At 41.0% G+C, this 697-nt stretch carries 2 tRNA genes and 1 rRNA gene; all 3 read left to right on the top strand.

Annotation, left to right across the window (positions count from 1 at the left end):
- A 16S ribosomal RNA gene (locus H5118_RS20405) occupies positions 1–77 on the top strand; the annotation flags it as partial.
- 76 nt (positions 78–153) lie between these two features.
- Positions 154–230 (top strand) — tRNA-Ile (locus H5118_RS20400).
- 50 nt (positions 231–280) lie between these two features.
- A tRNA-Ala gene (locus tag H5118_RS20395) sits at positions 281–356 on the top strand.
- Positions 357–697 lie beyond the last annotated feature (341 nt).

The raw sequence follows: 697 nt of genomic DNA, 5'->3' as shown, positions 1-697 counted from the left end.
CCACGGAGTGATTCATGACTGGGGTGAAGTCGTAACAAGGTAGCCCTAGGGGAACCTGGGGCTGGATCACCTCCTTATACGATTTAGAACTTATTTGTTCGTAGTGTCCACACAGATGATTGTTATTGTAAAGAGAACAACACTTATTGTTTTGGGTCTGTAGCTCAGCTGGTTAGAGCGCACCCCTGATAAGGGTGAGGTCGGTAGTTCAAATCTACTCAGACCCACCACTTCTTGTCTAATCAAGAAGATGGTTAAAACAGTAAGTACCAGCATATGTGGGGCTATAGCTCAGCTGGGAGAGCGCCTGCCTTGCACGCAGGAGGTCAGCAGTTCGATCCTGCTTAGCTCCACCACTTTTACTTCTTAAAAATAAATATTCTTTATCGGGCCATTAACCGCCTGAGAATAGAGTGTGTTTAATTTTGAGAGGTTTTTGTATCTCTTGCTCTTTAAAAATTTGGAAAAGCTGATAATAAAATTCTGATAGATACTTTGTATTTATCAAGAGTTTTCAAAAGTAAAAAAGAATGGTAGCAGTACCATTCAGTGCCATTTGATTAACGTTTTACGTTGATTGATTGGTATCTACTTTAGTATTCAATATTGACTTCTGGCGAAGTTAAACTGTCACAAAACAAAGACCCGTTTGGGTTGTATGGTTAAGTGACTAAGCGTACACGGTGGATGCCTTGGC

This window comes from Pseudoalteromonas sp. SR41-1 (assembly GCF_014164015.1).
In the GTDB taxonomy this organism is placed as follows: domain Bacteria; phylum Pseudomonadota; class Gammaproteobacteria; order Enterobacterales; family Alteromonadaceae; genus Pseudoalteromonas; species Pseudoalteromonas distincta.
Note: the sequence above shows the minus strand (reverse complement) of the source record. Positions and strands in the feature narration are given on the sequence as shown.